The 7,898-nt window shown below is 36.6% G+C and carries 7 protein-coding genes, 2 pseudogenes and 2 riboswitches; of the genes and pseudogenes, 8 read left to right on the top strand and 1 reads right to left on the bottom strand.

What is annotated here, in order from left to right; translation table 11 throughout:
• Nucleotides 1-653: pseudogene (locus ACMZ6U_RS08185) on the bottom strand (alanine/glycine:cation symporter family protein); the annotation flags it as partial.
• A gap of 155 nt (nucleotides 654-808) precedes the next feature.
• Nucleotides 809-897, bottom strand: a riboswitch (glycine riboswitch).
• Nucleotides 898-986: riboswitch (glycine riboswitch) on the bottom strand.
• A gap of 397 nt (nucleotides 987-1,383) precedes the next feature.
• Here ACMZ6U_RS08185 and pcrA point away from each other — a divergent pair.
• The 8 genes and pseudogenes from pcrA to ACMZ6U_RS08225 all read left to right on the top strand — a co-directional run bounded on the left by pcrA (nucleotide 1,384) and on the right by ACMZ6U_RS08225 (nucleotide 7,806).
• On the top strand, nucleotides 1,384-3,687 hold the full coding sequence (gene pcrA / locus ACMZ6U_RS08190; protein ID WP_416107804.1) for a DNA helicase PcrA: 2,304 nt from the start codon (nucleotides 1,384-1,386) through the stop codon (nucleotides 3,685-3,687).
• Nucleotides 3,688-4,239: 552 nt separating this feature from the next.
• Nucleotides 4,240-4,485, top strand: coding sequence for a GlsB/YeaQ/YmgE family stress response membrane protein (locus tag ACMZ6U_RS08195; protein WP_416107806.1), 246 nt, complete (start codon nucleotides 4,240-4,242; stop codon nucleotides 4,483-4,485).
• Nucleotides 4,486-4,502: 17 nt separating this feature from the next.
• The gene (gene amaP, locus ACMZ6U_RS08200) at nucleotides 4,503-5,072 is read left to right on the top strand and encodes an alkaline shock response membrane anchor protein AmaP (protein ID WP_416107808.1); all 570 of its coding nucleotides are present in this window, start codon (nucleotides 4,503-4,505) and stop codon (nucleotides 5,070-5,072) included.
• A gap of 9 nt (nucleotides 5,073-5,081) precedes the next feature.
• Complete coding sequence (locus ACMZ6U_RS08205) at nucleotides 5,082-5,273, top strand: DUF2273 domain-containing protein (RefSeq protein ID WP_416107810.1); 192 nt, start codon at nucleotides 5,082-5,084, stop codon at nucleotides 5,271-5,273.
• A 44-nt stretch (nucleotides 5,274-5,317) separates the two neighbouring features.
• Complete coding sequence (locus tag ACMZ6U_RS08210; protein WP_416107812.1) at nucleotides 5,318-5,854, top strand: Asp23/Gls24 family envelope stress response protein; 537 nt, start codon at nucleotides 5,318-5,320, stop codon at nucleotides 5,852-5,854.
• Between the two features lie 37 nt (nucleotides 5,855-5,891).
• Nucleotides 5,892-6,083, top strand: a complete 192-nt coding sequence (locus ACMZ6U_RS08215) for a CsbD family protein (protein WP_416107814.1) — start codon at nucleotides 5,892-5,894, stop codon at nucleotides 6,081-6,083.
• Nucleotides 6,084-6,110: 27 nt separating this feature from the next.
• Nucleotides 6,111-6,602, top strand: a pseudogene (locus ACMZ6U_RS08220) (Asp23/Gls24 family envelope stress response protein); the annotation flags it as partial.
• Nucleotides 6,603-7,164: 562 nt separating this feature from the next.
• Entirely contained in the window at nucleotides 7,165-7,806 is a 642-nt protein-coding gene (locus ACMZ6U_RS08225) for a TrkA C-terminal domain-containing protein (protein WP_416107816.1), read from the top strand.
• Nucleotides 7,807-7,898 lie beyond the last annotated feature (92 nt).

Below are 7,898 nucleotides of genomic sequence, written 5' to 3' on the forward strand. Positions count from 1 at the left end.
CAGTGCAGCTATGATATAAAGACTAGCCATAAATGGAACAAGTGTTTCTGAAATTTTTGAAATGAATTGAATACCACCCAAAATAATGAAGGCAGTCAAGATACCTAAAATAATACTAATGAGTTTTGGAGAGATACCAAAACTATTTTCTAAAGAAGAGGTAATAGAGTTAACTTGAGTGAAAATCCCGATACCAAACCAGGCTACTAAAACGCCTGCAACTGCCAAAAAGATAGCTAGAGGTTTCCATTTTGCTCCCATACCGTTAATGATATAGTACATAGGTCCTCCAGAGACTTCACCATTGGCATCTTTACTTCGATATTTAATGGCAAGAAGTTCCTCAGCGTATTTAGTCACCATCCCAAAGAAAGCCGCAACCCACATCCCAAAGAAAGCCCCAGGACCGCCACTTTTAATAGCAGTAGCTACACCAACGATATTACCAGTACCAACAGTTGCTGCAAGCGCCGCAAAACTGGAAATATCCCCTTCACCCTTGTCATCAGTAAAATAAGCTGAAAGGCTTTAGGTAATTTTGTAATCTGAAGTAATCCTAATCGTACTGAAAGGTAAATCCCCGTCCCGACTAGCAGGATAAGAAGTGGAGGTCCCCAAACAAAACTATCTAGTTGCGAGAAAAAAGCAATCATAATAATCTCCTTAGCAGAATACAGTTGTTAAGCAAAAGTAAGATAAGAAAAACCATCTCGGTTGAGATGGTTGTATGGTTACTAGTGGAATAGGCTATGATGAACGCCAAAAGTCGTATCAAAATAGGACCACAAAAACACGTATGCTTTAGATGGTCTTTGCTTCTGTCCTTTTGCCTGAGAGATTGAGCATTGCCTTGCCCCTTCGGCGCCTCATTAAAGAGGTCTCTCCAGAAGTCCGTCAGTAAACCAGTCCTCACTTCGTTAAGAAGCACCTGAGAGTATAACTCCTTCGGCGATAGTTGTAAGCCTATCTTCTCCTGATCAACATCACTCGGTATATTTTATTTTGATTTATCTTAAAGCAATCTGATTAACTTGTCAAGATTATTTTAAAAAAATTTTAAAAATTCTCTAGAAAACGGATGTTAACAGGATTTCCTAAAAGTGGAAAATTTCTATGAGATTTTATAGGCTAAACATGGTAAAATGTTATTGATTATCGTTATTAGAAACAACAAAGTAATAGAGGAGTGAGTACATGAATGTTAATTTTATTTTATCAGTAGTTATGTGCTTTGTTAGCTTGATATTTTTAATCTTATCATTTATTTTTCCATCTGAAATAAGGATAGGTAGTTTTATCGTTTCGTTACTTTTGTCGTTTTATTTTTATTCTCTCTATAAAAGAGATAGATACAAGTAATTTTACAAAAAGGAAGGGAACTTTATGAATCCTTTATTAAATGGAATGAATGATCGTCAGGCAGAAGCGGTGCAGACCACAGAAGGACCGCTTTTAATTATGGCGGGGGCTGGATCTGGTAAAACACGTGTTTTGACCCATCGTATTGCTTACTTGATTGATGAAAAATATGTTAATCCTTGGAATATTTTAGCCATTACCTTTACCAATAAGGCTGCGCGTGAAATGAGAGAACGTGCTATGGCGCTAAATCCAGCAACGCAGGATACCCTAATTGCGACTTTCCACTCCATGTGTGTGCGTATTTTGCGTCGCGAAGCGGATCATATTGGCTACAACCGCAACTTTACTATTGTGGATCCTGGTGAGCAACGGACACTGATGAAAAGGATTCTCAAAAATCTAAATCTGGATCCTAAAAAATGGAATGAACGTGCTATTTTAGGGACTATTTCAAATGCTAAGAATGATTTATTAGATGAGAAGGCTTATGAGATGCAGGCTGGCGATATGTACACGCAAATCGTTACCAAATGTTATAAGGCTTATCAGGAAGAGTTGAGACGTTCTGAGGCCATGGATTTTGATGATTTGATTATGATGACTTTGCGACTTTTTGATCAAAACCCTGATGTGCTTGCCTACTACCAACAACGCTACCAGTATATCCACGTCGACGAGTATCAAGATACCAACCATGCTCAGTATCAACTTGTTAAATTACTGGCTTCGCGATTTAAAAATATCTGTGTGGTTGGAGATGCTGATCAGTCTATCTATGGTTGGCGTGGCGCTGATATGCAAAATATCTTAGATTTTGAGAAAGACTATCCGGAAGCTAAGGTGGTCTTACTTGAAGAAAATTACCGTTCAACCAAGAAAATCCTCCAAGCTGCCAATGAGGTCATTAATAACAACCGCAATCGTCGCCCCAAAAAACTCTGGACACAAAATGCTGATGGTGACCAGCTAGTTTACTACCGTGCTAATAACGAGCAGGATGAAGCGGTATTTGTTGCGTCAACTATTTCAAATATGGCGCGTGAGATGGGCAAGAATTTCAAAGATTTTGCCGTTCTTTACCGTACGAATGCCCAATCTCGTACGATTGAGGAAGCTCTGCTCAAGTCTAACATCCCCTATACCATGGTTGGTGGCACCAAGTTCTATAGTCGTAAGGAAATACGAGATGTTATTTCTTATTTGAATGTCATTGCTAATACAGCGGATAATATTTCGTATGAGCGTATCGTCAATGAACCTAAACGTGGTGTTGGTCCGGGTACTCTTGAAAAAATTCGTACCTTTGCTAATACGCAAAATATGAGCCTTCTTGATGCGTCCGAGCAAATCATGCTTTCAGGTGTCAAAGGGAAAGCTGCCCAGGCAGTTTGGGACTTAGCCAATCTTCTCTTAAATCTTCGTGCTGACTTAGATAAGTACAGTATCACTGAGTTGGTTGAAGCTGTTTTGGAAAAATCCGGCTACCTAGAGGCTTTGCAATTACAGAATACTCTAGAAAGTCAGGCTCGTATTGAAAATATTGAAGAGTTTCTCTCAGTCACCAAAAACTTTGATGAAACTAACGAAGATGGCTCTGAAGATGAATCTGGTATTGACAAACTTGGTCGTTTTCTCAATGATTTGGCTTTGATAGCTGATACAGATGATAGTAAAGAAGAAGCTGCAGAAGTAACCTTGATGACCCTTCATGCTGCCAAAGGCTTGGAATTCCCTGTTGTTTTCTTGATTGGTATGGAGGAAGGCGTCTTTCCACTCTCACGTGCTGCAGAAGCCCCAGATGAATTAGAAGAAGAACGTCGATTGGCCTATGTTGGGATTACACGTGCGGAAGAGGCTCTCTTTATGACCAATGCCAATACACGGACTCTCTTTGGTAAAACGTCTTATAACCGTCCAACACGCTTCCTCAGAGAGATTTCAGATGATCTTCTCCAATATCAAGGCTTGGCAAGACCAGCCAATTCATCTTTTGGTGTCAAATACACTAAAAATCAGCCTACTCAATTTGGTCAAGGAATGAGTTTATCTCAAGCTCTTCAAGAGCGGAAGTCTCAAGCACAACCTCATTCTGCATCACAATCCTCTATAGCAAACAAAGGACCGTTACCATTTGGTAAAGCAGACCAAGGACAAGTAGAATCTGTTGATTGGCAAATTGGAGATATTGCCTTCCATAAAAAATGGGGAGAAGGAACTGTTCTTGAAGTTTCAGGTTCGGGATCAACTCAGGAATTAAAAATCAAATTCCCAGAGATTGGTTTAAAAAAACTATTAGCAGCTGTAGCCCCTATTGAGAAAAAATAGAGTTATCAAAGGATCTGGTATATTACTGGGTCCTTTTTTATTAAAATACGAACATTACATAAAAATAATCATCAAGGCAGATATTTTTTGAAAGCGCTTATAATATTAAAAGGGTCAAAGATTTCTACAGGAGTATCTATAAAGATAGTAGGACTTCGATCTGGTATTTTTTAATGAAGAGGGGGGACTGTCAATAATTTTATATATAATAGAAAGAAAAAATAATTATTTCATAGAATGCTAAAATTTTTGAAAAAAGATTTTGAAAATAGAGCAAACTAGTTGAATTTTTACTGCAATAGTGTATAATAACAATATAAATTAAATGAGATGTAGTCAGTTTTAAAAATGCTGATTTATAGACATAGAGAACGTTTTCTTTGTTTAATCAAAAATCCCATTATAAACTATCACACAGTTATTTAATTTATAAATGTTTACCCTGACCGTTTCTCGAGAGAAATTATTTTTTTATATTATGTTAGATGCTTTTTAAAAGCATTGTACTTGACTCTATCGGAGTTTGGAAATAGAAAGGTTATACTATACATTATGTCATTTATTTGGTCACTTATCGTCGGGGCACTTATTGGTCTTGTTGCCGGAGCAATCACTAAAAAAGGTGGTTCTATGGGCTGGATTGCTAACATTTTAGCTGGTATTGCAGGTTCATGGGTTGGTCAAAGTTTATTTGGCGTTTGGGGTCCTAGTCTTGCAAGAATGGCACTGATTCCATCAATCCTAGGAGCAGTTATCGTAGTTATTGTTGTATCTTTTGTGCTTACAAAAACAAAATAAAATAAAAAGGAGATGTTATGGCAAAAGGATTGAAAATCGTCTATAGCCTTATTGGCTTAGTGCTTCTCACTATACTTGCTAATGTCATCGTGCTTAATCAGAGGTTCTTAAACCTACAAGCCTTTTCATGGCTTCCTGTTGACTATCGCCCGACAGTTTTCTTTAGAGAAATACTATCTCAATATTTCTTATGGGCTGCTACTATCTTGTTTGTCCTTGTCTTAGTAGCTATCCTTGTTGTCCTATTCTTCCCACGTCGTTATAGTGAAGTTGAATTACAAGATAAACAAGGAAAATTGAAACTAAAAAAATCAGCCGTAGAAGGTTATGTGAAGAGCCTTGTTGAATCAGAAGGTTTGATGAAAAACCCTAAGGTAACAGCTCATCTTTATAAAAAGAAATTTAAGATTGATGTTAAAGGGCAAGTTGTTCCTAGAACGAAGGTTATCGCAAATACTGAACAACTCAAAAAGGATGTAGAAACAGGTTTGAAAGCCTTCTTCGGTATCGAGCATGATGTAGACTTTAGCGTAAAAGTTAAAGATGTTATTGAGGAAAAAACTCTCAAAACAGGTCGTGTAGAGTAGGAGTGTCGTATGAAAATAGTTGAAAAATACAAATACCCCATCATTGGTGGAGGGATAGCTTTCTTCTTAGCACTTCTGCTAGTGACATTTGGTTTCTTTAAAACATTATTCATTCTTATTTTGGTCTCTGCCGGTAGCTACGCTGCTTATTATGCTGAACAGACGGGTTTGATTGATCGTTTTTTAGAAAATTTCAAGTAAGTTAACAAAATATTATTATTAAAAATTCAGAAAGAGGTATTATTATGGTAGAAAATATTTCAGTAAAAAATAACCCAGTTGATCCAAAAGCAATTCGCGGTCAATTGACATATGAAGATAAAGTTATTGAAAAAATTGTAGGTCTTGCAGTTGAACATGTTAATGGATTGCTTGCTATCAATGGTGGTTTTTTCTCAAACATCAAAGAAAAATTAGTTAACACTAACAATGTTACTGATGGTGTCAATGTTGAAGTAGGAACAAAACAAGTAGCAGTTGATTTAGATGCTGTTGTAGAATATCAACAACATGTTCCAACAATTTTTGATCAAATTAAGAAAGTTGTTGAAGAAGAAATTACAAAAATGACTGATCTTCAAGTAGTTGAAGTAAACGTAAATGTTGTTGATATCAAAACACGTGCGCAACATGAAGCTGATTCAGTTTCTCTACAAGATCGTGTAGCAAGCGGTGCTCAGGCAACAAGTGATTTCGTTTCAAATCAGTATGATAACGCTAAAGATGCTGTAAGTCAAGGTGTTGATCACGTGCAGGAGCAACGTGAACCACGTGTGAAATAAGTGTTAGTCACTTCTTTTATCATTAGGAGAAAATAAGATGTCTGAAGAAAAAATTGATGCTAAAGTAGAAAAAATTTCTGGTAGTGTTAAGGAAGGTTTTGGAAAAATGACTGGTGATAAACACACAGAAACTGAGGGTAAAGCCGAAAAAGCATCTGGTAGTGTTAAAGAAAAACTTGCAGATGCGAAAGATGCTGTCAAAGGTGCTATTGAAGGACTTAAAAAATAATAATCATATTTAGAAACAGGTAACATAATGACAGAAATTAAAAGTACAGTAACTTATGATGATAAAGTGATCCAAAAAATTGTTGGGCATGCTCTTGAAAATATCGAAGGTCTTTTGGATGTCAGTGGTGGATTCTTCTCTAATGTCAAAGATAAACTGGTAAACTCTGATGATGTAACTACTGGTGTTAACGTTGAAGTCGGAAAAGAAGAAGTTGCAACTGATCTTGATGTTATTGTTGAATATGGTAAAGATATTCCTGCAATCGCGGAAGGTATCAAGGCTATCATTATTCAAAATGTTGAAGTGATGACTCATCTGAAAGTTGTTGAGGTTAATGTCAATGTTGTTGATATTATGACTCGTGAAGAATTCGAAGCATCATCTGTAACACTTCAAGATCGTGTTGAATCTGGTTATGAGTCTGCTAAAGAAGCAACAGCGGCTGGTTATGAACGTGCCAAAGAAGCAGCACAAAATGCTGGTGAGTACATTTCAGAAAAATCTGATGAAGCTCGTGAGTACGCTTCAGAAAAAGCGGAACAAGCTAAAGAATTTACAGCTGAAAAAGCGGAACAAGCTAAAGAAGCAGCACAAAATGCTGGTGAGTACATTTCAGAAAAATCTGATGAAGCTCGTGAGTACGCTTCAGAAAAAGCGGAACAGGCTAAAGAATTTACAGCTGAAAAAACTGAACAAGCTAAAGAAGCTATCTCAAACGACAATGACGGAGTTACTTATACTGCCTCAGTTGATAGTGATGTAGTTGTTGCTGACTAATATGTATTCTAAAAAGGTCTAAGGTTGGGAGAAATCCTAACCTTTTTAGTATACATCCTACATTATGAGACTTAAAAGTCCTTACAAGTACTGTTCATTTAATTATTTTAGACTAATCAATAGTATTTGCAGAGTTATAACAGTGATATACTCGGAGCTAGTTAATTAATTTTTTTAAAATAAGAACTTTGCCTCTTGTAGAGCCAAAACAATCTCAATGTGATCGTTTTATTTCAACAGGTAATATATTATTGGATCTTATGATTTGTAGAGGAGGAAAATGAGATTGGAGGAAAAAATGATGCGCAGTGTTAATTCAGAAGTTAGAAGCTCTAAGTACCAACAAGTAGCTGTTGCAGTTGCCAAAAGAATTGCTGATGGCGACTATGAAGTAGGTGAGAAACTAAAATCACGATCAACATTAGCGAGTACCTTTAATGTTTCACCAGAAACAGCGCGAAAAGGTTTAAATATTTTAGCTGACATGCATATTGTTAGTTTGAAGCATGGTAGTGGAGCTATCGTACTATCAAAAGAAAAAGCAGAAGCTTTTTTGAAAAATTATGAATCTACCCATTCTGTTGCAATGTTAAAGAATAAAATTCGTGAAAATATCAAAAAACAAGTAGATGAGCTAGAGTTACTAACTGATTTAGTTGATGAGTATTTGTTGCAGAGCCAGTCTGTCAGTCGAAAATACCCATTTACACCTTATGAAATTATTTTGACAGAATCAGCAAGCCACTTAGGGGAATCTATTCGTGACTTAAATATATGGCATCAAACGGGAGCAACGATTGTTGGTATTGAACATGAAGGAACGCTACTTTTATCACCAAGTCCCTATGCAGTTCTTGAGCCGGGTGATCATATCTTTTTTGTAGGTGATGAATTGGCTTATTCTAGGCTGAAAAATCTTTTTAATCTCAATGCAGGATTATAAGGAGATAGGAAAGTGGGACAAAATTCGATAACTTGAAGAGTTCGATTTTCCTCACTCTTTTATGGACACGTCTAAAAACTTCAAGTAGTTAT

Source organism: Streptococcus pluranimalium, assembly GCF_047785745.1.
GTDB lineage: Bacteria > Bacillota > Bacilli > Lactobacillales > Streptococcaceae > Streptococcus > Streptococcus pluranimalium_B.